A 25,485-nucleotide genomic window follows, 5' to 3' on the forward strand; every position below is an offset into this window, starting at 1 on the left:
AAAAATCATATATAAATGAAAAAATATATCCTCAGTTTTTTACTGATTTTTGTTTCAACATTCCTTTTTTCTCAAACCACTTTTACAGGAATGATTATGGACAAAAACAACCCAACAAATGCTTTGGGAGTAGAAGGCGCAAGCGTTCACTGGTTAGATACCAATGTGAGTGCAATAACCAATAAAAAAGGCTGGTTTTCAATAGCTTACAAACCCGAATATAAAAAATTAGTGGTCAGTTATGTAGGTTTTAAGACAGATACCTTAACCATCACCAACTTAGAAACCTTGCATCATTTTTTGACTCCACAAGGTGATTTGGAAGAGATTACTATCAAAAGTAAAAAGAAAGCGATTCAAAAATCGTTGTTTTCAACGACCAATGTTTTTACGGTAAACAGTGCAGAATTGTTGAAAGCTGCTTGTTGTAATTTGGCAGAAAGTTTTGAAACAAATCCTTCTATTGACGTTAGTTTTTCTGATGCGTTGACAGGCACAAGACAAATCAGAATGTTGGGTTTAACAAGTCCGTATTTGTTAATTACTCAAGAAAATATTCCGTCTGTAAGAGGAGCAAGTCAGGTTTTTGGACTTACATTTACCCCAGGAACTTGGGTAGAAAGCATCCAAATAACCAAAGGTGCAGGAAGTGTAGTGAATGGTTTTGAAAGTATTTCAGGACAAATTAATACAGAATTGGTAAAACCTGCTACTGACAAAAGTTTCTTTTTGAATGCTTTTGCATCGCAAATGGGACGTTTTGAAGTAAACACCCATTTCAATAAAAAAGTTTCTGAAAAATGGCACACAGGTTTGTATGTTCATGGAAATTATACAGGTCAAAAATTTGACATGAATGATGATAATTTCTTAGATATGCCTTTGGCAAAACAACTCAATGTTTTGAATCGTTGGCAGTTTACTGATGCCGAAAAAGGCTGGGTAAGTTTTATCAATGTGCGTTTTATGAATGATGAAAAACAAACAGGAGAACTCAATTTTAATCCTGAACTTCACAAAGGAACAACCCAATTTTGGGGAAGTGAAATAGATACCAAACGATTTGAAACCTCTGCAAAAATAGGCTATGTGTTTCCAGAAATGCCCTATCAAAGTTTTGGTTTTCAAATTGCCTACAGTGATCATCAACAAGATTCTTATTTTGGTTTGAATTCGTATGATATTCAACATCAAAGTGTGTATTCGAATTTATTATTTAATTCGATTATTGGAGATACTCGTAATAAGTTCAAAACAGGACTTTCATTTACGCACGACAATTATGATGAGTTTGTAAATATGTCGGATTTTGGAAGAAAAGAAACTTCTGTAGGAGCCTTCTTTGAATATACATTCGACAATTTGGATGATTTTTCATTAGTAGCAGGCTTGCGTGCAGATTCTCATAATTTATTAGGAAATTTCATTACACCTCGTTTGCATTTGCGCTATAATCCTTGGGAAGATGGGGTAATCAAAGCTTCATTTGGTAGAGGAAAAAGAAGTGCGAATATCTTTGCTGAAAATCAACAATTGTTTGCAAGTTCAAGACAAATTAATATCGAAAATAACAATGGAAATATTTACGGCTTGAATCCTGAAATTGCTTGGAATTATGGAATTTCATATTTGCAGAAATTCAATGTTTTCAATCAAAAAGGAGACATTACGTTTGATTATTACAGAACCGATTTTAACAATCAAGTAGTGGTTGATTGGGAAAATCCACAAGCCATTTCTTTCTATGATTTGGATGGAAAAAGTATTGCCAATAGTTTTCAAGTAGAGGTAAATTATTCGCTGGCAACCAACTTAGAATTGAGAACAGCATATAAATATTTTGATATTGCAACCACTTATAAAAGCGGAGATTTGCAAAAACCTATTCAACCACAACATCGATTTTTTGCCAATCTTTCGTATGAAACGGAACTTGAAAATGAAAAACAATGGCGTTTTGATGTTACTTTTAATGCCATTGGAAAACAACGATTGCCAGACACGAGTTCAAATCCTGTACAATATCAACTGCCAGAATTTGCAGCTCCATATCAACTGTTGAATTCTCAAATTACGAGAGTTTTTTCAGATAGATTTGAGGTGTATATTGGTGCAGAAAATTTGACCAATGTGCAACAAAATAATCCAATTTTGGGGAATGACAATCCTTTTGGACCCAATTTTGATACCACTATTGTATATGCACCCATTTTTGGACGTGCAATGTATACAGGCTTACGATTTAACATCAATTAACTATAAATCAATAATTTAATATTTTAAAATCATGAAAAAAATCATTTTAGTAATTAGTATTTGTTTGATTGGATTTTCAGTTCAATCTCAAGAAGTAAAGAAAAATAAAAACGCCAAAGTTACCCTAGAAGTTGATGGAGTTTGTGGCATGTGCAAAAAGCGAATTGAAACAGCATCCTTAAAAACACCAGGAGTAAAATTTGCCATTTGGGATGTAAAAACCCATCAATTAAACTTGATTTTGGACGAAAATAAAACGGATGTTGCCACTATTCAAAAAAATATTTTAGCAGTTGGGCATGACATAATTTTGAGTAAAGACAAAAAAATATCAGCCAAAGAGGAAGCATATAATTCAGTACATCCTTGTTGTAAATATCGTGATGAAGAAATAATTTTGGATCATGAAGGAGGAATGAAAAAACAAAAAAAACAATAATATCATGAAAATAAATGTAATCATTATCGCAGTTATTATTTTATCAAGTATCGTTTTTACTTCTTGTAAAACTGAGAAAACAGCGCCTCAAAAAGGGGAAGTTGTTACTGAAAAAGTAGCGTATCAATGTCCCATGAAATGTGAAGAAGAAAAAACCTATGACAAAGAAGGCACTTGTCCCGTTTGCAAAATGAAACTTAGAGAAAAATCTACGGAAAGTGAACATCATGAGCATAAAAATCATTAATCATAAAAGATAAACAATTATGAAACATACCTATATTGTAAGTGGCATGACCTGTAGTGGATGTAAAGCCTCAGTGGAAAAATCGCTTACTTCTTTAGAGGATGTCACCAATGTAACTGTTGATTTAGAGTCAGCTGAAGTGGTTATTGATATGAAAAATCATATCACACTATCAAAACTTCAAGAGGTTTTATCAGCAAAATATACAATCTCAGAAAAGAAGAATGAAAAATTGCAAAGTTTTGATTCATCTCCAAAAAAATCAGAAATACAACAATTATTTCCGTTGTTTTTGATTTTTGGATATATTACTGTTGCTGCAATAATTTCAGCAATCAATCCTTGGAATACCAATGATTTCATGCTCAATTTTATGGGGCTTTTTTACATCGTTTTCAGCTTTTTTAAGTTGTTAGATGTAAAAGGTTTTGCAATGAGTTTTGGGATGTATGATCCATTGTCAAAAGTAATTCCTAGGTATGGTTTTGTGTATCCTTTTATTGAGTTGGCTTTGGGAATTTTCTTTTTAATGCGCTTTCAAATTTTTGCTGCGTTGTTGATTACCTTAATTATTTTAGGAATTACAACAGTGGGAGTTACAAAATCATTGTTGGATAAAAAATCGATAAAATGTGCGTGTTTGGGAGCAGTTTTAAATTTGCCCATGACCAAAGCAACGTTTATTGAAAATTCAATTATGATTTTGATGGCTATTTTGATGCTTTTTGAATATGTATAGCTTCGAAAAGATTAAAATAAAAAAAACCGTTCAAAGTACTTTGAACGGTTTTTTTTATTTTTAGATTTTGTTTTTAACCATTCATTGAGATTAAAAACTCATCATTATTTCTTGTTTTCTTAATTCTATCATTGATAAATTCCATTGCTTCAATTGGATTCATATCTGACAAATATTTGCGTAAAACCCACATTCTTTGTAGCGTTTTATCATCCAATAATAAATCATCACGTCTAGTTGAAGATTTAATCAAATCAATTGCAGGATAAATTCTTCTGTTAGAAATATTTCTATCCAATTGCAATTCCATATTTCCTGTTCCTTTAAATTCTTCGAAAATTACTTCGTCCATTTTTGAACCAGTTTCAGTAAGTGCAGTTGCGATGATGGTTAATGAGCCTCCACCTTCAATATTTCGTGCAGCACCAAAAAAACGTTTTGGTTTGTGCAATGCATTGGCATCAATACCTCCAGATAAAATTTTTCCAGAAGCTGGTGCAACAGTATTATACGCTCTTGCCAAACGCGTAATAGAATCTAATAAGATTACTACATCATGTCCACATTCCACCAATCTTTTCGCCTTTTCTAACACGATATTTGCAACACGAACATGTTTTTCTGCAGGTTCATCAAAAGTAGAAGCAACTACTTCTCCACGAACACTTCGTTGCATATCTGTAACCTCTTCAGGACGTTCATCAATCAATAAAACGATTTGATAAACTTCAGGATGATTAGACGCAATCGCATTTGCTACGTCTTTCAACAACATGGTTTTCCCTGTTTTTGGTTGCGCTACAATCATACCACGTTGTCCTTTTCCAATAGGTGAAAATAAATCAATTATTCTTGTGGATAAAGAACTTCCTTTTTGTGCTAAATTGAATTTTTCTTGAGGAAATAATGGTGTTAAATGCTCAAAAGAAACACGATCTCTCACAATATTTGGATTCAATCCATTGATTTTTGAAACTCTAATTAAAGGAAAATATTTTTCACCTTCTTTTGGAGGTCTTACAATTCCTTTAACAGTGTCACCTGTTTTTAAACCAAATAATTTTATTTGAGATTGAGAAACATAAATATCATCAGGTGATGACAAATAGTTATAATCTGAAGAGCGTAAAAAGCCATAACCATCAGGCATCATTTCAAGAACACCTTCACTTTCTATAATTCCGTCAAATTCAAAATCTGGATCTCTGTATCTGTTTCCATTTTTTTGACCTTTTGGAACGTTGTTTTTAGGGTTATTAGGATTGTTTTCTTTGGCTTTATTTTTTTGATTTGCATTATTCCCATTCTGTTGGTTTGGGTTTTGCTGATTGCCATTTTGCTGATTGGAATTTTGTGGTGCAACATTTTGCTGATTCCCATTCTGTTGGTTTGGGTTTTGCTGATTTCCATTTTGTTGGTTGGAATTTTGTTGCACAGCATTTTGTTGATTCCCGTTTTTTTGATTTGGATTTTGTTGATTTCCTGTTTTTTGCTGATTTCGAGGTTGGTTATTAACAGGTTTTTTTTCAACATTATTTTCTGGAGTAGTTTCTTTTTCTGTCACTTTTTTTACCTCTTCAATGACGATTTTTGGAACTACTTTTTCCACTTCCACTTTTGGAGTTTCAGCAACAACAATCGCTTTCACAACTTCTTTTTCGTTAGTTTTAACAAGCCTTTTACGCTTAGTTTTGTCAACTTTTGGGATTTCTTTAGAAGGTTCTTTTGGAGGTGTTGTTGGATTTGCAGCTTGGATATCTAAAATTTGATATACCAAATCTAATTTTTTTAATTGGCTTATTTTTGGAATACCAATAGCTTTTGCAATCACTTGCAAGTCAGCAAGCGTTTTTTCTTTTAGTTCAGAAATTTCGAACATGTATGTGATTTATTAAGTTTAATTCTTAAGATAATAAGGTAATTATAAATTGTTTAAGGCTTTTGTTATTGTATATAGTGCTATACAATAGTCTTGTGCGGTTTTTAACATTGCAAATATAACCTTTTTTTTTAAATTCCAAATTTTACTGATTAAAAAAGAAATACTATTTTTGCGATACATTAAAAACAATGATACAAAGAATTCAAACAATCTATTTATTACTAACCTCCATAGTTTCTGGTGGATTCATTTTCATTTTTAACCTGTGGAAAGTTGCTGAGGAAAAAATATTTATTGTAGATTTGTTTCATCAGGAATCAATTCAATTAAAAATGATTCCAACAACGTTCTTAGCGTCTTCAATATTGGCAATTGTAACTATTTTTCTGTTTAAAAACAGGCAATTACAATTTGTTTTAGGACGCATCAATATTTTGATAAACCTTTTTTTATTAGGATTATTGATATATTTATCACTAACAGTATCTGGAGAAGCCTCGGTTTCGGAGAAAGGTATTGGGATGTTTTTACCGATTTTAGCTATTTTGCTTCTTGTTTTGGCAAATAAAGCGATTAAAAAGGATGAAGATCTCGTAAAATCTGTTGATAGATTGCGATAAACTAACAAATAGTATATTTAGTGCGACTAAAACCGAGAAGTTCTTCTCGGTTTTTTTATTTTTACGAAACAATTTGCTTACATCTGCTTTTTTTAGAAAAAAATATTTTTTAAAACTTTGAATGTTAGTTAAAAAATGGGCAAAATTTTAAATAATCATTTATCTGATAATCAGTATTTTAAATTTTTTCATCTACGTATTTATACGTAGATGTCTACGTATAAATACGTAGATGAAAAAATCAGTATAAATGGGTATTGTGGAAACTATAAAAGCAATCTAAATTTGTAATATAAATAATGAAAAAAAAGATTTACGTTCACGTAGCTGATGATCATAAAATAGTAATAGAAGGAATCATCGCTGTAATAAATACTGATAACGAAATTGCAATTAATGGTTATTCATTAACCGGAGAAGAAGTAATCGACTTTTTTGATAAAAAAGGAAATAGGGTAGATGTGCTAATTTTAGATATTACAATGCCTATTTTAGATGGAATTGAAGTGTTAAGACATTTTAAGGAAAATAAAATAAATCAAAAGGTAATTATTTTATCAAGTTATGATGATATAAAAATTGTTGAAGAAGTTTTAAAACTAGGATGTAAAGGGTATATTACAAAAAATAGTGCAGGAGAACATATAGTTAATGCAATAAAAGCAGTAGCAAATGGAGAACAATATTTTAGTAACGATATTCAAAAGTCATTGTTTACAACTTTTTCTGGTCAACAAGTTTCTCAAAAAGGAGATGTGCCTGATAAATTTTTGATTGATTCACTCACAGAAAGAGAAGTTGATGTAATACGTTTGATAGTAAAAGAATATAGTTCTCAAGAAATTGCAGATGAATTAAATGTAAGTACAAGAACAGTAGAAACACATAGAAAAAATTTAATAAAAAAATTAAAAGTAAAAAATTCGGTAGGCTTGGCAATGTATGCTGTAAAAAATAAGATAGTATAATCCCCCAACTATTTTAAAAATTACACAAAAGACCTTTGACTTGAAAAAGTCACCCCCTATAAAGGTTTTTTTAATATTGTCCCCCAATTTATTGCAAAACATATATCGCAAGCCTACCTATTTTTAAGTAAATATTAAAATTTAAAACCAAACCAAAATGAAAAAAAGTAGCTTATTAGTGTTTGCAATTATAGCATCACTCCTTTTTTCTTCTTGTTCAAGCAATGAAGAAGGTATTATTAATACTGATGTTAACGCAAAATTATTGAAAAATTTTACTGTTAAAAGAGATGCAAGTGGGGCATATTCTCTTGATTTTAATGTTACCGAAAACACGAAAGTTGATAAAGTAGCAAATCAAAATTTAAACAGTAACGAATTTTATTTGTATTCTTCTGAAAATAATTCTACCACAAAAATTGCTGAACAATTATTGATTGATAACAATCAATTGAAAGTAGGTTTTATTGATACAAACTCGGAAAGCAAGAAGGCAAGTGTTACTGTTTATGATGATGATATTACACTTGCTAAAGGAGATTTAAGTTCAAAATTAAAATCTTACAGCATCACAAAAAATGACGACGGTTTGTATGATGTAGTTTTTGAAGTGAAAAATAATGTTGCTGTAAAGTACGCTTTCAATGAAAAAGAAGATGCTTTTGAAATTCATTTAACCAATGGAAAAAGTGCAGATGCTAATTTTTCAACAACATTAGAGAAAAAAGAAGGAGTTCCATTAAAAATTGTATTTGTAAATTATGTTGGAAACACAAATGCTAAATCAGAAAGCACAGATTTAACACCAATTAGAAAACCAGTTATTATTATTGATGAAGATTAATAATTTATTTATTTAAATCCCCCAATTTTTTTAAAATAGATTTTTAATAAATAATTTAAAATAATTGAAAAAGAATAGTTTTTTAGTAATACTTGCAGTTTTTATTGGTTTTTATTTGACTAAAGCAATGAATCCCCCAATAAAGGAAGCCTTACTTAGTAAGGTTTCTTTTTTTTATATACAAGATTCAACTTCCATACACAAAAAATATACTGAAATCGTAGAAAATTTCAATAAAAAAAATTTTGAAGTTGCTCTTAAAAAAAGTTTGGATTTTATTTCTGAATATTCTAAAATTACTTTTAATAAAGACACCGTTGATTATATATATGAAGTAAACTTCATTATTGGAGAAATATATAAAAATATAAATAATCATTCGAAATCAATTCAATATTATAAAAACGCCATTCAGCAAAGAAAAATGAATGGTGACTATGCTGAATTAAAGAAAATACAAAACGATACTAAATTAGAATCTATTTATTTAAGAATTGCTAATGAATTTCTTAGAGATAGTCAAAAAGATTCAGCAAAAAGATATTACGATTTAATTGTTCAATCAAACTCACTAGATAATAAAATCCTCTCCATTCAAGCAATAGCATTTTCCAATTTATCAGGAATTTACAGACAGGATTCTCTTTTCGATTTAGCAAAAGAATACGCTTTAAAAGCAGTAAAAATTCATGGAATTGAAAATAATAAAATTTCGGAATCAGCTGCTTTAGGTAATTTAGCTAGTATCTATTTAGATCAAAGTAATTTTAAAGAAGCTAAAAAAAACTATCAAAAAGCACTTTCTTTGATAGAAAATGATACCACAGATAAAGCACTTAGAATTAAAGAAAATTTGTATTTTAATTTAGCATACAATCTCTATAAGTTAAAAGATTATGAAGCCTATCAATACCAAGAAAAATCCTATTTGATAAAAGATCGCTTAAGAGATATTGAAATCAGGAGAATGATTGAAGAAATTGGTTTTAAATTTGATTTTGACGCTCAGAAAAAACTATTTCAAAAAGATGAAGAAGTGAAATTGCTTAAAGAAAAGCAAAAGGTGAGAGATTTAGTGGCTATAGGAATTTCTACGGTTGTGATTTTTATTTTTATCATTGGTTTTTCCATGTTTCGTCAAAAAAATCTTCAACTGAAATTGGCAAAAACAGAACTGATTCAAGAACAAAAAATCGAAAAATTAAAATCAGAATCACAAGTTCGAATTTTGAATGCCACTATTGATGGGAAAGAAACCGAGCGTAAAGATATTGCAGAGACTTTGCATGATAATGTGAGTGCGCTTTTGTCATCAGCTAGCTTGCATTTACAGGCTACTAGAAAACAATTTGACGGCGAAGCTCCTATAGAAATTGAAAAAACTCAGCAGATTATCAATGAAGCTGCCGAAAAAATTAGAGATTTATCTCACACGTTAGTTTCATCGGTTTTATTGAAATTTGGATTAAAATATGCGATTAAAGACATTGCCGAAAAATATCAAAATTCTGAACTTCAAATTGATACTAATTTAGGTAAATTAAGGCGCTATCATCAAAATTTTGAGATTAAAACTTATAACATTGTTCAAGAATTTATCAATAATATCATTAAACATAGTGAGGCTAATCAGGCTTTGATAAAAATGCATGAGGAAAATAACAAAATTTTGTTAACCATCATAGATAACGGAATTGGCTTTGACAAAACAAAAGTATTATCAAAAACAGGTATTGGCATCAATCAAATTGAAGCTAGAATTCAAATGATGAAAGGACATTTTTCTATTCATTCTGAAAAAGGAGAGGGAACTAAAATTAGTATAGAATTGCTTATTCAAGAACGTGAAATAGTTACTAACGAGCTGCCAATTCTATAATTTCAAGGTTTTTAATTTCTCCATTTTCTAATTCAAAACGCAACATCGTTCGTATTTTATGAAATCCATGTTTTCCGGCAGCTCCAGGATTCATGTGTAAAAGTTGCAATTTTTTGTCATACTGTACTTTTAAAATATGAGAATGACCTGAAATAAATATTTTTGGAGGATTTTTTTGAATTTCATCCTTAATTCTCAAGTTGTATTTATTGGGATAACCTCCAATGTGAGTGATCCAAACAGATACATTTTCAACCGAAAATTTTTCATCCAAAGGAAAAGACATTCGTGCATTGGCATCATCAATATTTCCAAAAACCGCTCGTAAAGGTTTCAATGCTTTAATTTGATCAGTAACAGAAAGATCGCCAATATCTCCTGCATGCCAAACTTCATCTGCTTGCTTCACAAATTTCAGAATTTGTTCATCAATAAAACTATGTGTATCTGATAATAATAAGATTTTCTTCACAATCCAAAAATAAGAATAACAAAATAAATTCCGTAATTTTGAGCACTTCAAAAATCAATTTTTCTTGAGATATTTTATAGAATTTTCTTATAATGGAAAAAAGTATCATGGTTGGCAAATTCAACCTGAAGCAATTTCTGTACAAGAAAAATTAAATGAGGCTTTGAGTACGATATTTCGTCAAAAAATAGAAGTGGTTGGTGCAGGAAGAACAGATACAGGTGTGCATGCTTCACAAATGTTTGCGCATTTTGATATTGAAGACGTTATGATAAATGATATTGTTTTCAAACTCAATTCCATTTTACCTGATGATATTGCTATTTATCAAGTTTTTTTGGTTGACGATTCAAAACACGCCCGTTTTGATGCCGTTAGCAGAACGTATCAATATAAAATTTGGTTAGGCAGAAATCCATTTTTATTGGATTTTTCTTGGCAAATTCATTCCTTAAAACCAAATGTTTCTAAGATGAATAAAGCCGCAAAAATCCTTTTGGAATATGAAGATTTTCAATGTTTTTCAAAAGTAAAAACCAATGTTCATACTTTTAATTGTACAATTTTTGAAGCGTTTTGGGTTCAAAACGGCAATGAATTGACATTTACAATTTCGGCAAATCGATTTTTGAGAAATATGGTAAGAGCCATTGTAGGCACTTTGATGGATGTTGGTTTGGAGAAAATTTCTATTGACGATTTTCGAAAAATTATTGAAAGTAAAAATCGAAGCAATGCAGGTTTATCAGTTCCTGCAAAAGGATTATTTTTAACAACTATAAACTATTAAAATTTTGTCAGAAAATTCAGGAAAAGCATTTGATATGCAAATTTTTTCAAGACTCATGAGTTTTGCAAAACGCTATCGTTTGTATTTTTTTATAGCCTCTTCATCAACCATATTATTGGCGCTTTTTTCAGTATTATCACCCTATATTTTAATCAGTACTGTTGATGAATATATGATTTCCAAAGATAAAGTTGGGTTGCTAAACTATTCTTTATTGATGTTGGTGATTTTGTTCGTGGAAGTTTTCTTACAATTTGTGTTTATTTATTATGCAAATTGGGTAGGACAGCACATTATTAGAGATATGAGAGCTCATATTTTTCGACACATATTGAAATTTAAAATGTCTTATTTCGATACCAATTCTGTTGGAAAATTAGTGACAAGAGTCGTTTCTGATATTGAAACAATTGCCGCTTTTTTTAGCAATGGTGTTTTTACCATTTTGAGTGATATTCTGAAAATGCTAGCTGTTGCAATCATCATGTTGGTTTTAGATTGGAAACTCGCTTTGATAACGATGTCAGTTTTACCTATTTTAGTATATGCAACCAAGGTATTTCAGGTGGCAATCAAAGCTACTTTTCAAGAAGTTCGAAATCAAGTTGCCAATTTGAATGGATTTGTGCAAGAGCGAGTTACAGGAATGAAAATTGTGCAACTCTTTAATAGAGAACAAATTGAATATCAGAATTTTAAAGAAATAAATGACAAACATAAAACAGCGAATATCAAAACAATTTGGTATTATTCTGTATTTTTTCCTATTGCTGAAATTTTATCTTCCATTGGAATTGGATTAATTGTTTGGTTTGGAGGTGGTCAAGCCATTCAAGATTCAGGAATTTCTGTGGGAATGATTATGGGATTTATTCAATTTGCACAAATGTTATTCAGACCATTGCGTCAAATTGCGGATAAATTTAACCAACTTCAAATGGGAATTGTTGCAGGCGAACGAGTTTTTAAGATTATTGATACACAAAGTAGTATTGCAAAAAACGGAACTTTAACCGCAAATAATTTACAAGGAAATATCATTTTTGACAACGTTCGTTTTAGTTATATCAAAGGTGAAGAGGTTTTAAAAGGAATTTCTTTGGATGTAAAAAGTGGTCAAACCATTGCCATTGTTGGTGCAACAGGTGCTGGAAAATCTACCATTATTAATCTTATCAATCGCTTTTATGAAATTGATTCAGGAACTATTTCCGTTGATGGAATTTCTGTAGACAAATTTACATTGGAAAGTTTGCGAAATCAGATTGCTATTGTGTTGCAAGATGTGTTTTTATTTTCTGACACAATTTTCAATAACATCACTTTAAAAGACGAAACAATCAGTATAGAAACTGTTGAAAACGCCGCCAAACAAATTGGAATTCACGATTTTATCCTTTCACTTCCAGGAGGTTATCAATATAATGTGAAGGAAAGAGGAGCAATGCTTTCTTCAGGTCAAAGACAATTGATTGCTTTTTTAAGAGCGTATGTTAGCAAACCAAGTATTCTAATTTTGGATGAAGCAACTTCCTCTGTTGATGCAAATTCAGAACAAATGATTCAATTTGCTACTGAAAAAATTACCAAAGGAAGAACTTCTATTGTGATTGCTCATAGATTGGCAACTATCAAACAAGCTGATAAAATTATAGTGATGGACAAAGGGTTGATTGTTGAGGAAGGAACTCATTATGAGTTACTTGAAAAAGAAAATGGCTATTATAAGAATTTATATGATAAGCAATTTAGCGTAGAACAAGCCTCTTAAATTCAGGTTACATCAAATCTTTTTTCAGTTTTTCGTTCAATTCTTCAGGAGTTGTGTACAACACAAATTCACCATCTTTGATGTATGAAATTTCTCCAGTTTCTTCGGAAACTAATAAGCAAACAGCATCTGTTTTTTCGCTGATTCCCAATGCAGCTCTGTGTCTTAAACCAAATCTTGCAGGGATTCTTGAATTATCAGAAATGGGTAAAACGACTCTTGTTGCCACTATATTATTGTCTCTAATAATAGTAGCTCCATCATGTAAAGGACTGTTTTTAAAGAAGATACTTTCTAAAATTACATGATTGATATTTGCGTTGATGGCATCTCCAGTATTGATTAAAAAGTCCAAACTATTGGTTCTTTCAATAACAATTAAGGCACCTGTTTTCGTTTTAGAAAGATTATTACAGGCTTTTAAAATGCTTTCAGTATCAATTTCTGGACTAATTTCAGATTGTAAAAATCGCAATTGTTTTAAAAAACTCTTCTTGTTTGAAAAATTGGTTGTACCAATCATCAATAAAAATTTACGAATTTCTTGTTGAAAGACAATCATCAATGCAATGACTCCACCAGAAAGTAAGTAGCCCAAAATGCTGCTTAACATTTCCATTTTTAAGGCTTGTGTTATTTTCCAAATAATGAAAATCAGTGCAATTCCTATGAAAATATTGATAGCAACAGTTCCTTTTAAAAGTTTGTAGATATAATACAGCAACATTGCTACCAACAAAATATCCAACACATCTAAAAAAGAAAAAGGAATAAATTCTAACATCTAATCATTTTGATTTAGGGTAAAAATAAGCATATTTTTTTTGAAAAATGCAATTTTATAAGTGTTAACTTTCTTTCAACAGTTTTACAATTTTGATAGCTTCAACAGCTTCTTTTACATCATGAACTCGCAAAATAGACGCACCATTTAAAAGGGCAATTGTATTGGCTACTGTAGTGGCATTCAACGCTTCTTTTGCAGTAATTTCCAAAGGTTTATACAACATCGATTTTCTTGAGATTCCTGTTAAAATAGGAACATCCAACTGTTTGAAAAGAGATAAATTTGACAAAAGTGCATAATTATCTTTCACTGTTTTTCCAAATCCAAAACCTACATCAATGATAATATCGTTCACTTTCAGTTGGTGTAATTTGTAAATTTGTTTAGAAAAAAAAGTAATAACATCTATTGTAACATCTTCATAAACAGGATTTTGTTGCATGTTTTGAGGTGTTCCTAACATGTGCATTAAAATATAAGGAACTTGTAAATCTGCCACAGTTTGAAACATGTTTTCATCCATTTTTCCTCCAGAAATATCGTTGATCATTGCAGCACCATTTTCAATAGTTTTTTGGGCAATTTCACTCCGAAAAGTATCCACAGAAAGAATGATTTCAGGGAAATTTTTCACCAATAAATCAATAACAGGAAGTATTCTACTCAATTCCTCTTTTTCGGAAATATGAGCAGCTCCAGGTCTTGATGAATAGGCACCAACATCAATAAAAGTGGCCCCTTCATGAAGCATTTTTTCTGTTTGAGTAAGGATTTCTAACTCGTTTTTATATTTTCCACCATCGTAAAAAGAATCAGGTGTAATGTTCAAAATTCCCATCACTTTTGGTGATGAAAGATCGATTAAATTTCCTTTGCAATTGATAGTCATTTTAACGGACAACTTTTTGGATTACAGCTACTTTTTCAGGCGCTTTGTATTGATTCATTTTGTGCATAAGTCCTTCAACAGTGGCATCAATAATTAGTAAATTTTTGTTTTGCGGTTTGATATATCCTTCTTCAATCATTTTGTCAATTTGACCTAAAATTGGATCAAAAAAGCCATTGATATTTAATAAACCAACAGGTTTTTGTTCAATTTGCAATTGATTCAAAGTCAATGCTTCAAAGAGTTCATCAAGCGTTCCAAATCCGCCAGGAAGTGTAACATAACCATCTACTAATTTACTCATGATTACTTTTCGTTCGCTCATTTTTTTGCAAACAATCATTTCTTCAACGCCAGGATGAACAACCTCTTCTTTCTCTAATAATTTTGGAATCACACCAATTACTTTTCCATTTTTTGCTAGTATAGTGTCTGATAAAATCCCCATCATTCCTATTTTTCCACCACCATACACCAATTCAATATTTTCTTTTGCCAGATAATTTCCCAAAGTGATTGCAGCATTTTTATAAATAGGATTAAAACCTAAACTTGAGCCACAAAAAACAACAATTCTTTTCATAAAATAAAATAATGAATTCATGGTAAAAATAAACGAAAAACACCTAAGATTTACTATTTTTACGCAATTACTTTCAATGTTACCATGCAAGATACCTCAAAACAATACGATGCAGTCATAGAAGATTGCAGAAGTTTATTTGTCAAAAAAATGTCTGATTATGGAAGTGCCTGGCGAATTTTACGCTTACCTTCGTTGACAGATCAACTATTTATAAAGGCCCAAAGAATTCGCCAATTGCAAGAAAATGAAGTGCGAAAAATAGATGAAGGAGAGATTTCTGAATTTATTGGAATTATCAATTATGCGTTGATGGCATTGATTCAGTTAGAGTTGGGTATTTCTGATACTCCAGATTTGTCAGTTGAAGAAGCAACAGAGTTGTATGATAAACATCTACATATCACCAAAGAATTGATGTTGAATAAAAACCATGATTATGGTGAGGCTTGGCGGGATATGCGCGTTTCTAGTTTGACAGATTTGATTTTACAAAAAATATTACGCGTCAAACAAATTGAAGATAATAAAGGAAAAACGTTGGTTTCTGAAGGAATTGATGCCAATTATCAAGACATGATCAATTATTCCGTTTTTGCATTGATTCACTTAAATAACTAATTCCACATGAAAATTCTTGTCCATTTTATTCGATTTATAGTAGGTGTTTTATTCATCTTTTCGGGATTTGTAAAACTGGTTGATCCTATTGGTTCGCAATATAAATTTGAAGAATATTTCTCAGAAAGCGTGTTGCACATACCGTTTTTAATTCCGTATGCATTGCCTTTTGCCATTTTTTTAATCATTGCTGAAATTGTTTTAGGAGTAGCACTTTTGGTAGGATGGAAACCAAAATTCACAGTGAGAAGTTTGTTTTTTATGGTGTTATTTTTCTTGTTTTTGACAGGCTATTCTGCATATTATGATAAAGTTACTGACTGTGGATGTTTTGGTGATGCTATTAAATTAAAACCTTGGGAAACCTTTTATAAAGATGTCGTTTTAACAGTAATGATTTTCTTTTTAACTTATAAAACCAAATTGATTACACCTTTAAAATCAAAATATTTCCCAGGAAAAGCAGTTTTTTGGTCTTTGATTATTTCAGGATTTATAACCTATTATGTGCTAGCACATTTACCCATTATTGATTTTAGGCCTTATGCAATTGGAAAAAATATTCCTGAAGGAATGAAATATCCAGAAGATGGAAGTTTGCCGAAAGTACATGATTTTATGTTGGAAGATTCTCAAAATGATTTGGCTCCACAAATTTTGAAAATGAAAAAGGTGGTTTTGGTGATTTCTTATAATTTGGATAAAGCCGATTATGAAGCTTTTCCTGCCATCAAAATAATGGCTGATGAAGCTATCAAGAAAGGATATAAAGTCTATGGAGCTTCTGCTTCTTTTTCCGATATTTTAGAATTGACTAAAAATAAATTTCAACTTCCTTTCGAGTTTTTATTTTGCGATGAAACGACCTTAAAAACGATGATTAGAGCCAATCCAGGAATTATGATTTTGAATGAAGGAACTGTAGTTGATAAGAAAAGCTGGAACGATATTGAAGATTTGAAATTAGAATAAATCAATTTTAAGAGAAAATGAATGAATTTGTAATCTATCAATCAGAAGAAAATTACGCTATAATTACCATTCAAAATGGAAAAGCAAATGCGATTTCACACGAAGTAATTGAGGGAATTCATGCTTGTTTGGATGAAGCAGAAAAACATCAGAAAGTAGTTATTTTAACAGGAAGTTCTGGAATTTTTTCAGCAGGTTTTGATTTAAAAGTGATGATGAAATCTCCTGAATCTGCCAAAGAATTAGTCACGAAAGGCTCGGAATTATCATTGAGAATGTTGTCTTTTCCCACTCCAATAATTATTGCTTGTAATGGACATGCCATTGCAAAAGGTGCGTTTTTATTGCTTTCAGCTGATTACAGAATTGGGGTAGAAGGTGATTTTAAAATCGGACTAAATGAAGTCATGATTGGAATGACCATGCATCATGCAGGAATTGCCATTGCAAAAGCACGTTTATCAGAAGTTTATTTGAATAGAAGTATCAATAACTCCGAAATTTATACTCCAAAAGAAGCTGTAAACGCAGGTTTTTTAGATGCAATTGTTCCTGAAAGTGAGCTTATTTCTGTTGCGATTTCTGTTGCGTTACAAATATCAAAAATCAATTTTAAAGCGCATGCTGCAACCAAATTAAAAGTTCGAAAAGCGCATTTGGAAAATATAGAAAAAGCAATCAAACTGGATTTAATGGAAACAATTTCAATCAATCCTTAATACTTTTTAAAATTTTTGATACCTGCTTTGATTTCAACATTTAAGTGATTTTTTCTTGGTGTTAATGGACAAGAATACTTCTCATTGTAGGCACAGTAAGGGTTATACGTGTTATTAAAATTTAAAATCACTGTATTTTTTTTGGTAATATCGGTCGTCATTACATCCATATAACGCCCTCCACCATAAGATTCGTTTCCAGAAGTGTCATCTGTAAAAGGTAAAAATAAGTAGTTTTTGTACTTTTCATCTCTCAAATCATCCTGACTTTGATAGATAGTTAGCTGACAATCAACTCCTTTTAAGGTAAATTGTAAAACTCCATATTCTTTATATAATGGTTTTCTATTGGTAGTTGTTGCCATTTCAAAAGTAGGAGCATTTTCTGTTTTTATAAATGTTGCTTGAACAATAAACGAAGAATCCACAGGAAAAAAATCTAGTCCTTTGAAATTTTTCAAATCTTTTGATTTTAAAGGGGAAGTTGAGGCATCCTTGTAACTAGCATTTAATTTTTGTTGATACGGAGTTTCGCCAATTAATGCTCTTTTTCCTTGAGAATTACAAGCAAATAAGGTTCCAAAAACAATGGCTATGATTAGTCTGAATCGATTCATTTTAAAGTAATTTTCTAATTGCTATAAAAATAAATATTAATAATGAGTATCCTATAAAAAATGGAATAATATATTCTTTTAAACCAGTAATTAACATGAATGCAATTATAAGCAATTGAAAACCTAATCCAAAGGTAGATATTGCTGTCATTAACCATTTTGGTGGAACTTTTTCATGTGAAGCATGTTTGTCTAGATTGTAAATAATTTTATCAAATCCTCCATAAAAAATTTTATAGAGTCCAAACAATACATTCACATTTTTTTGCTTTTCTCCTTTCATTGCAATTGGGGTAGAGTATTCAAAAACACGACTGGTACTATCGCCATTAAAATGATTTCTTAATATTACATAATAATAATTGTAAAGGGTTCCTTGCAACTGAATTCCTAGAAAGGCAATAATTGTATTCATAATACTAGCATTTGTTATGAACCATAATGAAATAAAAATGATCGCATTTAATAAAATATCTGCAACTGAATCTAAATAACGACCTGTGTAAGAAGGTGTTTTTCGAATACGAGCCAATTCACCATCTGCAGCATCAAGTATTGATTTGATTACAAGAAAGATGGCTGCAAGCCAATAAAAATCATTGATTATAAATAGAACTGCAAGTAAACCCGCAATTATAAATCCAATAGTTACATGTATTGGGGTGAAAATACTTTCTTTTAATGATAGTGAAATGACTTTTGCTATTGGTCTTCCATAGTCTGAAAGATCAATAAATTTATGTGACGCTGGTAATTTTGACATTTAAAATGTGAATTCAAAAATTTTTGTAGGATTATACCTTAATATTCAAATGAAGTTTTATTTTCTTTTATGTAATCTATCATCAAACCCAAAATATCTTCACCTGTATTTAGTAAATCTAGTTCTAAGTCAGACCATTTTTCTAAATCTGAATCTTTTAATTTTCCCATGATTTGCCTTCTTAAAATAATATCTTTAGGTACAGGTATTTCAGGAAAAATACGGATAGCTTTGTAAAAAATAGTGGCATTTTCAATGGCATTAATGGTGCTGAAAGCTTCTAAAACTTCATGAGAAAATTCACCTGAAGTATTGTAAAAAAAGCCATAAAAACCATCATGGTTTATTTCACTTTCAAAAATATCTATGTAAATAAAATTTCGTTCTGGGAATGATAAATTCTCAAAAACTTTATTCTCATTTAATTTATTCCAAATGACAGTTCCAACAAATTCAATAATTTCGGTATCTTTTTTTTGCTGCAAAGCAAAATCAATTTCGGTCATTAAGTATCAAATTTTTTGGTGTGCAAATGTACGATTAATAAATAGGATAGTTTTTGGTTCTTTATAAACAATACTTATAACTATCCTCAATTAATAATCTTGAAAAGCGAATTTTTTAAATTTAAATGGAATTTTCAAGTACTAAAAAAGTTTGTAATTGAATTTATTTATAAAGTCCAATAAATAAATCCCGAATAAACTAAAAGTAAAACAACTCCGTCAATCCAATTTAATCGCAATCCTTTTGGGAAAAAGACCAAAGGCAAAATGAGTAAAGCAGTACCTAACATCCAATAAATATCATTGGATAAAAACTTTTGATCAACAACTTCAATTGGGGTAATTATTGCAGTAATTCCAATAACAGCAAGGATGTTAAAAATATTTGAGCCTACTAAATTTCCTAAAGAAATGGCTTTTTCTTTCTTAATAATTGCGATAATAGAAGCCGCTAATTCAGGAATACTAGTTCCAACTGAAACTACTGTAACTCCGATAATTCGTTCACTTACCTCAAAATCTTCTGCTAAAGAAATAGCTCCTTTAATTAATAATTCTGAGCCACCCCAAAGTCCAACACCCCCAATACTAATAAAAAACACAATTTGATGAAGAGGTAAAGGCTTATCATCTTCTGGAAGTTCGTCAATTACAGCAGTTTTTTGAAAACGTAAAAGGAAAATTAAAAATACCACCAATAACGACAATAAAATAATCCCCTCATATTGCAAGATAATTTGATCGTCCTTTAAAAAGTAAAAAAGGATGAAAGATGATAAGATCATCACAGGCCAATCCGTTTTGTAAAAACTTTTTTGAACTTCCATAGTTCCGAAAAGTAAGGTGATTCCCAAAACTAAAGAAATATTTGCGATGTTAGATCCTACAACATTTCCCAAAGCCAAATCCGAAGCTCCACTCAAAGCAGCCCTAATACTTACAATCAATTCAGGAGCAGAGGTTGCAAATGAAACCACTGTCATTCCAATCACAATTTTAGGAATCTCGAGCTTTAAAGAAAGTGCTACAGCAGATTTTAACAACCAATTTCCGCCTAAAATCAATAAAATTAATCCTCCAAGAATTAGTAAAAAATCCATTTTTTTATTTTGTGCGAAGATACATCAGAAAGAATTTTAAAAGAAGTTCAAAAACGGTAATTGCTGTTTTTTAGATTTTTTTTATGATAAATTCTTCATAATTTAAAATGATCAATGAAATTAGTATTTTAATTTCTTAATTTTTAGTAAATTTGAGAAACATTCAATTATAATGAAGAAAAAATGTTTTAAAGTAATGGCGAAAATAAATAAAATGATTTTGCCTTCTTTTACTAAAAACGGATTAGATATTTCTAAAGCAAGTAAATTTCAATTGATGATTATTGGATGGAAAGCTTTTGTAACAATGAATTCTTTGGACTAAAAACTCTAATTATGAATGATGAATACCAAAAATTATTTACCAACTCAATGATTATTATAAAAGGACTTACAATTCTTTTAGAAGAGAGTGATATCAAGTATATTATAAAAGATCGATTTGAATCTGCGCGTTTGTCGGGTTTTGGAGAATTTATGAATGCTGCTGAAATTCACGTACAATCTTCACAATTGGAAATTGCCCAAGAGATTCTTGAAAAGTATAAGTTGACAATAAACTCAGAAATTTAAAAATAGATTTTCTAGATTCAAAAAATGAGGTTATATTTGCACCCGCTTTAAGGCCTCGTGGCGCAACTGAATAGCGCATCTGATTACGGCTCAGAAGGTTACTGGTTTGAATCCAGTCGAGGTCACTCTTTCGGAGAATTGATTAATATTAATCGGTTCTCCTTTTTTTGTTTTTCAATTTCTTTTGATAGTAGCGGAATTGCAGATAATAAAGCATTGACTTTATTGGTTTGAACTGTATCATTTTGCTTGTTGTAACCTATTCTGGAAGGAAATACAAGGTTTTGAGTTTTGTTTACCATGGAATGGCTTTGTTTTTATTGAGTATCGTACGCTATACCCCTAAATATATTACGTCATACATACGCTATACCTATGTTATAGCATAGTATGATCCTATACTTTGCATTCTATTAAGTACCTTTTTGACTTGGCTTTTATAACTTTTTACTTAATTTATTGTAACTTGCTTTAAATTGTTTACAAACTATGGCAAAGCTAGAAGGTATTATAAAGTTGCAGGGTACTTTGGATGGGATGAATTTTTACTCCTACAATGGTAAAACTGTGGTGCGCAAAGCAGGTGGTGGTTTTAACGGAAATGCGATTAAAACGAGCCCAAATATGCAACGCGTTCGAGAGAATGGCAGTGAATTTGGACATAGCTCTCGTGTTAATCGTGTGTTTCGAAATGCCATTCTTTCGCTTACTTTTGGAACACCCTTTCCCAATTTTCATCGATATTTGATGCCTTTATTTACCAATTTACAAAAATTGGATACCACAAGTGTTCGTGGAGCGCGAAAAGTGAGTCAAGGTTTTGCAACTGCTGAGGGCAAAAAAATGTTTTGCCAATTTGGTTATACACCCGATTGTACTTTTACCAAAATGTTGCCTTTTGATGCCACTATTGAGGCTGAAACTTACCGTTTGGAATTGCAATTTTTGCCATTCCATTCCATGAAAGCTCCCAAAGGTGCAACGCATATTTCGTTGCAGTATGGAGTGCTGGCAATTGATTTTGATCGTTTTGAAACCCAGTTGTACCAAGCAACTCCTTTGGTATTGCCTTTGACAACAGATGAAACACATTTTGATTTGGTGCCTGAAATCCTGCCTTCTGTTTTGCCTCATCATATTTGTATATTGGGAGTGCGTTATTATCAACAACAAGAAGATACTTTGTATTTGCTGAACGCTAGGGAAAGTATTGGTTTGCGGATTTTGGGAGTCGTATAAGGAGCTTTTTAATTGGTATTAAAGTGAATTTTACAAAATCTTAAACTATTGCAAATTTGATTTTCATACAGGTCAACCTATTTGGAAATATACAATAGCTGATTTTGAATTTGTGCAACTTAGAGAAAGATTCAACATTGTTGAAAGAAGTACTTAATTAACGTGAGTTCGATTTTAATTTTGTTGTAATTTGCTGATAATTAATTTTATAGTCCCAAAATTTCAGAGCTTTAAGAAACTTTGTGTTTTCTTTGAGAATTTTGTGCAATAGCTATGGCACTAAGTTACACAAAGAAGACACAAAAGACACAAAGTGGAAATTTTTAATTCAATAGGGTCAAATAAATACTTTTTTATCGCAAAATGATTTTTATGGATTAGAAAAAAAATAATTCTTAAAAGCGAACAAGTACGAAAAGAAAAATTATATTTGAATTTTAGATTATTGAAAGTATTGAAAAAGAAAGGTTCTGTCGCATCTGCTAAAATTAAGCATCAAGTTTTAAACTAATTTAATTTTTTAAGAAGCTAATGATATAAATGATTTGTAGGTTGAACTTTCAGGGTTCACCAGTTGATTTTTCTTTATCACTCTAGCTACTTCTATTCCTGATATGGTTCTCTTTGCTGATTCAAATTCTTTAAAACCTAGACCTAGCATAATACGCCACTTTATCATTCGATGGTCTTGTTCTACAATATTATTGAGGTATTTGCATTGCCTTATTTTTATGTTTGAATAGTTTCTTCGATTGTATAGTTTTATCGCAGCTTTATTCGCCCCACTCTTATCGATGTTTATAAGTTCTGGATTCACAGTATTCTCTATGGCTTTGATTAAAAATTTCTGTGCAGATATACGTTGTCTTCTTTTAGTTAACAAAAAGTCTATAGTATTTCCTTCTTTATCAACTGCTCTGTATAAATATCTCCACTCACCCTTTACCTTAATATAGGTTTCATCTAGTCTCCACCTTTTTCCAACTAATTTTTTTCTCTTTCTGAATTGTTGTTCTACAAGGGGTGTGAATTTGAATACCCAGCGTTGAATAGTAGCATTATCCACTTTGACTCCTCTGATAGATAAAAGTTCTTCTACATCTCTATAGCTAAGACTAAACCTTAATTTGAAGTAAACAGCTTGTAATATGATTGCTTTAGGAAAACAGTGACCTTTGAACATCTTTTTTGTTGTAAATATAAAAAATTTGATTTTTCCTTATATTAGATGCGACAGAACCTAAATTTTAAACAATAGTTCTTACTCTCTAAAGTGGTGTTAATTTATTTTAGGTAGAAGTGAGAATTTTATTATTAGTACTATGATTTCATTTTTTTTTAAAAAAAATGTGCTAGTTGGTTATTGTTTTTTTTAAGTGCTCGTTAGTTTTGATAACTATTAATACTAGGGTTTAGCTCAATGTTAAATTATCAAATTACAAAAAAAGTATATAGGTATATGTATGCTTCATAGTTGATGCAGGAGGACGAATTTGTAAAAAATATGTATTGATTTACAATACGTATTTTTTTTTTGAATCTAAATTTGATGTTTAAAATAACATTAAGTATATGGATAATTACAGTGTAAGACATGTCCCCTTCCTCAGGCCGTAAAAAGTATGATACTCAATAATTGAGAGAAGAATTTTTAATAGATAACCTGATGTCAGAAGATGAGTTGGATATGGTGTATACACATTATGATAGTTATATTGCAGGTTCTGCAGTACCCGTAAAAAAACCAATAAAATTAGAAACAATAGACCCATTAAAATCTTCTTATTTTTTAGAAAGAAGAGAAATGGGTATTATAAATGTTGGAGGAGATGGCATTTTTTAGGTTGATGGAGAAGTGTACGAACTTACTTTAAAGGATGTACTCTACATAGGGAGAGGGGTAAAAGAAGTTGTATTTAAAAGTAATGATGAAAACAACCCAGGAAAATTTTATATAAATTCTGCACCCGCTCATAAAGCGTTTCCAACTAAAAAAGTTAGTAAAGCTGATGCAAATAAAATTGAGTTAGGTTCTTTAGAAACTGAAAACCATCGCAAAGTAAACCAACAAATTATTGGATATATAGTAGAAACATGTCAACTTCAAATGGGTATAACTGAACTTAAAATAGGTAGTGTTTGGAATACTATGCCTGCCCACGTTCATGATCGTAGAATGGAAATTTATTATTATTTAGATATTCCTCAAGATCAAGCAGTTTGCCATTTTATGGGGCAACCACAAGAAACGCGTCATATATGGATGCAAAATCACCAAGCAGTAATTTCTCCACCATGGTCTATACATAGTGGTTCTGGAACTTCAAATTATACATTTATTTGGGGTATGGCAGGTGAAAATTTAGATTATGGAGATATGGATGTTTGTAAAATTAATGAACTAAGATAAAATTAAAAGGATGAAAAATTTATTTGATTTAACAGGTAAAAGAGCCTTAGTTACTGGTGCTGTTCATGGTTTAGGAATGGCAATGGCAAAAGGATTAGGACACGCAGGAGCAGAATTGATTGTAAACAACCATACACAAGATATGCTTGATACTGCAAAAAGCGAATATGAAAGCGAAGGTCTTAAAGTACATACTTATGTTTTCGATGTTACAGATGACGAAGCTGTTAAAAAACATATCGATTTAATTGAGAAAGAAGTTGGTCCAATTGATATCTTAATTAATAATGCAGGTATTATAAAAAGAACGCCTATGGAGGATATGGAGGTTGCAGATTATAGAGCAGTTATCGATGTAAATTTAGTAGGGCCATTTATTGTATCTAAATATGTGGGGAAAAAAATGATAGAAAGACGTGCTGGAAAAATAATTAATATCAACTCTATGATGAGCGAGTTAGGTAGAAATACAGTTTCTGCTTATGCAGCATCGAAAGGAGGTTTAAAAATGTTAACTAAAAATATGGCTACAGAATGGGCCAAATACAATATTCAAACAAATGGTATTGGTCCTGGATATTTTGCAACTTCACAAACGGCACCTATTCGTGTTGGCGGACATCCATTTAACGAATTTATAATCAGTAGAACACCAGCTGCACGTTGGGGAAATCCAGAAGATTTAGTGGGAGCAACAGTTTTTTTAGCCTCTAAAGCAAGTGATTTTGTAAATGGTCAAATTATATACGTAGATGGTGGAATACTAGCTACTATTGGTAAACCAGCAAACGAAGATTAG

At 30.8% G+C, this 25,485-nt stretch carries 27 protein-coding genes, 1 tRNA gene and 1 pseudogene; 19 read left to right on the plus strand and 10 right to left on the minus strand.

Annotated elements, in window-relative coordinates; translation table 11 throughout:
- Positions 1-15 precede the first annotated feature (15 nt).
- From IU405_RS04900 to IU405_RS04915, 4 genes are read left to right on the plus strand one after another with little or no spacing between them, the layout of a single operon-like run.
- Entirely contained in the window at positions 16-2,256 is a 2,241-nt protein-coding gene (locus IU405_RS04900; RefSeq protein ID WP_197437492.1) for a TonB-dependent receptor domain-containing protein, read from the plus strand.
- Between the two features lie 31 nt (positions 2,257-2,287).
- Entirely contained in the window at positions 2,288-2,695 is a 408-nt protein-coding gene (locus IU405_RS04905) for a heavy-metal-associated domain-containing protein (protein ID WP_197437493.1), read from the plus strand.
- A 4-nt stretch (positions 2,696-2,699) separates the two neighbouring features.
- Positions 2,700-2,942 (plus strand): heavy metal-binding domain-containing protein, encoded by a 243-nt coding sequence (locus IU405_RS04910; RefSeq protein ID WP_197437494.1) that lies wholly within the window; start codon positions 2,700-2,702, stop codon positions 2,940-2,942.
- A gap of 19 nt (positions 2,943-2,961) precedes the next feature.
- The gene (locus tag IU405_RS04915; RefSeq protein ID WP_197437495.1) at positions 2,962-3,681 is read left to right on the plus strand and encodes a heavy-metal-associated domain-containing protein; all 720 of its coding nucleotides are present in this window, start codon (positions 2,962-2,964) and stop codon (positions 3,679-3,681) included.
- A gap of 73 nt (positions 3,682-3,754) precedes the next feature.
- Here the strand turns inward: IU405_RS04915 and rho are convergent, their stop codons facing one another.
- The gene (gene rho, locus IU405_RS04920) at positions 3,755-5,560 is read right to left on the minus strand and encodes a transcription termination factor Rho (protein WP_197437496.1); all 1,806 of its coding nucleotides are present in this window, start codon (positions 5,558-5,560) and stop codon (positions 3,755-3,757) included.
- A 191-nt stretch (positions 5,561-5,751) separates the two neighbouring features.
- Here rho and IU405_RS04925 point away from each other — a divergent pair, with 191 nt between their 5' ends.
- From IU405_RS04925 to IU405_RS04940, 4 genes are all read left to right on the plus strand, one after another.
- Positions 5,752-6,183 carry a DUF4293 family protein gene (locus tag IU405_RS04925; protein ID WP_197437497.1) on the plus strand — a complete coding sequence of 144 codons (432 nt, stop codon included), beginning with the start codon at positions 5,752-5,754 and terminating at the stop codon, positions 6,181-6,183.
- 299 nt (positions 6,184-6,482) lie between these two features.
- Positions 6,483-7,151, plus strand: coding sequence for a response regulator (locus IU405_RS04930; RefSeq protein WP_197437498.1), 669 nt, complete (start codon positions 6,483-6,485; stop codon positions 7,149-7,151).
- Positions 7,152-7,308: 157 nt separating this feature from the next.
- Positions 7,309-7,995, plus strand: a complete 687-nt coding sequence (locus IU405_RS04935) for a hypothetical protein (protein WP_197437499.1) — start codon at positions 7,309-7,311, stop codon at positions 7,993-7,995.
- Between the two features lie 64 nt (positions 7,996-8,059).
- Positions 8,060-9,874, plus strand: a complete 1,815-nt coding sequence (locus tag IU405_RS04940; protein WP_231749550.1) for a tetratricopeptide repeat-containing sensor histidine kinase — start codon at positions 8,060-8,062, stop codon at positions 9,872-9,874.
- On the opposite strand, the gene IU405_RS04945 is transcribed toward IU405_RS04940, so the two are convergent.
- On the minus strand, positions 9,852-10,346 hold the full coding sequence (locus tag IU405_RS04945) for a metallophosphoesterase family protein (protein WP_197437500.1): 495 nt from the start codon (positions 10,344-10,346) through the stop codon (positions 9,852-9,854). The genes IU405_RS04940 and IU405_RS04945 overlap by 23 nt on opposite strands.
- Positions 10,347-10,410: 64 nt before the next feature.
- On the opposite strand from IU405_RS04945, the gene truA reads away from it, so the two are divergent.
- Positions 10,411-11,136, plus strand: a complete 726-nt coding sequence (gene truA / locus IU405_RS04950; protein ID WP_197437501.1) for a tRNA pseudouridine(38-40) synthase TruA — start codon at positions 10,411-10,413, stop codon at positions 11,134-11,136.
- Between the two features lie 55 nt (positions 11,137-11,191).
- On the plus strand, positions 11,192-12,907 hold the full coding sequence (locus IU405_RS04955; protein WP_410896742.1) for an ABC transporter ATP-binding protein: 1,716 nt from the start codon (positions 11,192-11,194) through the stop codon (positions 12,905-12,907).
- A gap of 7 nt (positions 12,908-12,914) precedes the next feature.
- Here IU405_RS04955 and cdaA read toward each other — a convergent pair whose 3' ends face one another.
- The 3 genes from cdaA to IU405_RS04970 form a co-directional block, all read right to left on the minus strand.
- A complete protein-coding gene (gene cdaA, locus IU405_RS04960) occupies positions 12,915-13,691 on the minus strand; it encodes a diadenylate cyclase CdaA (protein ID WP_197437503.1) in 777 nt (258 codons plus the stop codon).
- A 64-nt stretch (positions 13,692-13,755) separates the two neighbouring features.
- Entirely contained in the window at positions 13,756-14,583 is an 828-nt protein-coding gene (gene folP / locus IU405_RS04965) for a dihydropteroate synthase (RefSeq protein WP_197437504.1), read from the minus strand.
- 1 nt (position 14,584) lies between these two features.
- Positions 14,585-15,166 (minus strand): TIGR00730 family Rossman fold protein, encoded by a 582-nt coding sequence (locus IU405_RS04970; RefSeq protein WP_197437505.1) that lies wholly within the window; start codon positions 15,164-15,166, stop codon positions 14,585-14,587.
- A gap of 84 nt (positions 15,167-15,250) precedes the next feature.
- On the opposite strand from IU405_RS04970, the gene IU405_RS04975 reads away from it, so the two are divergent.
- Genes IU405_RS04975 through IU405_RS04985 form a run of 3 tightly spaced genes read left to right on the plus strand, consistent with a single transcriptional unit; the run spans position 15,251 to position 17,478 of the window.
- Positions 15,251-15,787: a DUF1599 domain-containing protein gene (locus IU405_RS04975; protein ID WP_197437506.1), complete on the plus strand. Its 537-nt coding sequence runs from the start codon at positions 15,251-15,253 to the stop codon at positions 15,785-15,787.
- Between the two features lie 6 nt (positions 15,788-15,793).
- Positions 15,794-16,759 (plus strand): BT_3928 family protein, encoded by a 966-nt coding sequence (locus IU405_RS04980; protein WP_197437507.1) that lies wholly within the window; start codon positions 15,794-15,796, stop codon positions 16,757-16,759.
- A gap of 17 nt (positions 16,760-16,776) precedes the next feature.
- On the plus strand, positions 16,777-17,478 hold the full coding sequence (locus tag IU405_RS04985) for a crotonase/enoyl-CoA hydratase family protein (protein ID WP_197437508.1): 702 nt from the start codon (positions 16,777-16,779) through the stop codon (positions 17,476-17,478).
- Here the strand turns inward: IU405_RS04985 and IU405_RS04990 are convergent.
- The 4 genes from IU405_RS04990 to IU405_RS05005 form a co-directional block, all read right to left on the minus strand.
- Complete coding sequence (locus tag IU405_RS04990; protein WP_197437509.1) at positions 17,475-18,095, minus strand: DUF1684 domain-containing protein; 621 nt, start codon at positions 18,093-18,095, stop codon at positions 17,475-17,477. The genes IU405_RS04985 and IU405_RS04990 overlap by 4 nt on opposite strands.
- A gap of 1 nt (position 18,096) precedes the next feature.
- Positions 18,097-18,858 (minus strand): CDP-alcohol phosphatidyltransferase family protein, encoded by a 762-nt coding sequence (locus IU405_RS04995; RefSeq protein WP_197437510.1) that lies wholly within the window; start codon positions 18,856-18,858, stop codon positions 18,097-18,099.
- Between the two features lie 38 nt (positions 18,859-18,896).
- Entirely contained in the window at positions 18,897-19,364 is a 468-nt protein-coding gene (locus IU405_RS05000; protein WP_197437511.1) for a DUF4375 domain-containing protein, read from the minus strand.
- Positions 19,365-19,531: 167 nt separating this feature from the next.
- Entirely contained in the window at positions 19,532-20,464 is a 933-nt protein-coding gene (locus IU405_RS05005) for a calcium/sodium antiporter (RefSeq protein ID WP_197437512.1), read from the minus strand.
- 172 nt (positions 20,465-20,636) lie between these two features.
- On the opposite strand from IU405_RS05005, the gene IU405_RS05010 reads away from it, so the two are divergent.
- From IU405_RS05010 to IU405_RS05025, 4 genes are all read left to right on the plus strand, one after another.
- Positions 20,637-20,789: an SsrA-binding protein gene (locus IU405_RS05010; protein WP_197437513.1), complete on the plus strand. Its 153-nt coding sequence runs from the start codon at positions 20,637-20,639 to the stop codon at positions 20,787-20,789.
- An 11-nt stretch (positions 20,790-20,800) separates the two neighbouring features.
- Positions 20,801-21,037, plus strand: coding sequence for a putative signal transducing protein (locus tag IU405_RS05015; protein WP_197437514.1), 237 nt, complete (start codon positions 20,801-20,803; stop codon positions 21,035-21,037).
- A 51-nt stretch (positions 21,038-21,088) separates the two neighbouring features.
- Positions 21,089-21,162 (plus strand) — tRNA-Arg (locus IU405_RS05020).
- A 364-nt stretch (positions 21,163-21,526) separates the two neighbouring features.
- Positions 21,527-22,276 carry a hypothetical protein gene (locus IU405_RS05025; RefSeq protein ID WP_197437515.1) on the plus strand — a complete coding sequence of 250 codons (750 nt, stop codon included), beginning with the start codon at positions 21,527-21,529 and terminating at the stop codon, positions 22,274-22,276.
- Positions 22,277-22,796: 520 nt separating this feature from the next.
- Here the strand turns inward: IU405_RS05025 and IU405_RS05030 are convergent.
- Complete coding sequence (locus tag IU405_RS05030; protein ID WP_197437516.1) at positions 22,797-23,459, minus strand: IS6 family transposase; 663 nt, start codon at positions 23,457-23,459, stop codon at positions 22,797-22,799.
- Positions 23,460-23,870: 411 nt separating this feature from the next.
- Here IU405_RS05030 and kduI point away from each other — a divergent pair.
- Both kduI and IU405_RS05040 read left to right on the plus strand, forming a co-directional pair.
- Positions 23,871-24,686: pseudogene (gene kduI / locus IU405_RS05035) on the plus strand (5-dehydro-4-deoxy-D-glucuronate isomerase).
- Positions 24,687-24,696: 10 nt separating this feature from the next.
- Positions 24,697-25,485 (plus strand): gluconate 5-dehydrogenase, encoded by a 789-nt coding sequence (locus IU405_RS05040; RefSeq protein WP_197437517.1) that lies wholly within the window; start codon positions 24,697-24,699, stop codon positions 25,483-25,485.

It is taken from the genome of Polaribacter sp. BAL334, assembly GCF_015767435.1.
In the GTDB taxonomy this organism is placed as follows: domain Bacteria; phylum Bacteroidota; class Bacteroidia; order Flavobacteriales; family Flavobacteriaceae; genus Polaribacter.

Coding starts and splice junctions, on each gene's coding strand:
- IU405_RS04900 (WP_197437492.1), top strand. CDS start 16: ATGAAAAAATATATCCTCAGTTTTTTACTGATTTTTGTTTCAACATTC.
- IU405_RS04905 (WP_197437493.1), top strand. CDS start 2,288: ATGAAAAAAATCATTTTAGTAATTAGTATTTGTTTGATTGGATTTTCA.
- IU405_RS04910 (WP_197437494.1), top strand. CDS start 2,700: ATGAAAATAAATGTAATCATTATCGCAGTTATTATTTTATCAAGTATC.
- IU405_RS04915 (WP_197437495.1), top strand. CDS start 2,962: ATGAAACATACCTATATTGTAAGTGGCATGACCTGTAGTGGATGTAAA.
- rho (WP_197437496.1), bottom strand. CDS start 5,560: ATGTTCGAAATTTCTGAACTAAAAGAAAAAACGCTTGCTGACTTGCAA.
- IU405_RS04925 (WP_197437497.1), top strand. CDS start 5,752: ATGATACAAAGAATTCAAACAATCTATTTATTACTAACCTCCATAGTT.
- IU405_RS04930 (WP_197437498.1), top strand. CDS start 6,483: ATGAAAAAAAAGATTTACGTTCACGTAGCTGATGATCATAAAATAGTA.
- IU405_RS04935 (WP_197437499.1), top strand. CDS start 7,309: ATGAAAAAAAGTAGCTTATTAGTGTTTGCAATTATAGCATCACTCCTT.
- IU405_RS04955 (WP_410896742.1), top strand. CDS start 11,192: ATGAGTTTTGCAAAACGCTATCGTTTGTATTTTTTTATAGCCTCTTCA.
- cdaA (WP_197437503.1), bottom strand. CDS start 13,691: ATGTTAGAATTTATTCCTTTTTCTTTTTTAGATGTGTTGGATATTTTG.
- folP (WP_197437504.1), bottom strand. CDS start 14,583: ATGACTATCAATTGCAAAGGAAATTTAATCGATCTTTCATCACCAAAA.
- IU405_RS04970 (WP_197437505.1), bottom strand. CDS start 15,166: ATGAAAAGAATTGTTGTTTTTTGTGGCTCAAGTTTAGGTTTTAATCCT.
- IU405_RS04975 (WP_197437506.1), top strand. CDS start 15,251: ATGCAAGATACCTCAAAACAATACGATGCAGTCATAGAAGATTGCAGA.
- IU405_RS04980 (WP_197437507.1), top strand. CDS start 15,794: ATGAAAATTCTTGTCCATTTTATTCGATTTATAGTAGGTGTTTTATTC.
- IU405_RS04985 (WP_197437508.1), top strand. CDS start 16,777: ATGAATGAATTTGTAATCTATCAATCAGAAGAAAATTACGCTATAATT.
- IU405_RS04990 (WP_197437509.1), bottom strand. CDS start 18,095: ATGAATCGATTCAGACTAATCATAGCCATTGTTTTTGGAACCTTATTT.
- IU405_RS04995 (WP_197437510.1), bottom strand. CDS start 18,858: ATGTCAAAATTACCAGCGTCACATAAATTTATTGATCTTTCAGACTAT.
- IU405_RS05000 (WP_197437511.1), bottom strand. CDS start 19,364: ATGACCGAAATTGATTTTGCTTTGCAGCAAAAAAAAGATACCGAAATT.
- IU405_RS05005 (WP_197437512.1), bottom strand. CDS start 20,464: ATGGATTTTTTACTAATTCTTGGAGGATTAATTTTATTGATTTTAGGC.
- IU405_RS05010 (WP_197437513.1), top strand. CDS start 20,637: ATGAAGAAAAAATGTTTTAAAGTAATGGCGAAAATAAATAAAATGATT.
- IU405_RS05015 (WP_197437514.1), top strand. CDS start 20,801: ATGAATGATGAATACCAAAAATTATTTACCAACTCAATGATTATTATA.
- IU405_RS05025 (WP_197437515.1), top strand. CDS start 21,527: ATGGCAAAGCTAGAAGGTATTATAAAGTTGCAGGGTACTTTGGATGGG.
- IU405_RS05030 (WP_197437516.1), bottom strand. CDS start 23,459: ATGTTCAAAGGTCACTGTTTTCCTAAAGCAATCATATTACAAGCTGTT.
- IU405_RS05040 (WP_197437517.1), top strand. CDS start 24,697: ATGAAAAATTTATTTGATTTAACAGGTAAAAGAGCCTTAGTTACTGGT.